This window comes from Peribacillus sp. SIMBA_075 (assembly GCF_046534585.1).
Map to the genome: position 1 here is coordinate 1 of NZ_JAWRYN010000657.1, position 270 is coordinate 270.

General features: G+C 53.0%; 1 protein-coding gene and 1 pseudogene. Both read left to right on the top strand.

All coding sequences use genetic code 11. The features are described from left to right. Nucleotides 1–135 (top strand): hypothetical protein (locus tag SB775_RS29810; protein WP_410864853.1); only part of this gene is annotated, 135 nt, incomplete at its 5' end. A 5-nt stretch (nt 136–140) separates the two neighbouring features. Continuing rightward, nucleotides 141–270, top strand: a pseudogene (locus tag SB775_RS29815) (imidazolonepropionase); the annotation flags it as partial.

Sequence of the window (270 nt, forward strand, 5' to 3'; positions counted from 1 at the left end):
GCAGCACGTCGCCTGGAGCGCGTATTGACTACTGATCCTGGAATGGGCATCGTCCGTCACGTGGATGCCGGCTACGATCTGGCTATTCAGACCGCCAAGGAAAAAGGCGTCCATATTCCAATGATGAAGGAGTAAGAGCCATGACCAAACCTGTATGGATTCGCCATGCCAGCCAGCTTGCTACACTGGCTGGCGGTTCAAAGGCACCTGTAGTCGGTGAGCGGATGAATGAGCTGTCTATTATCGAAAATGGAAGTGTTTGGCTGGAAG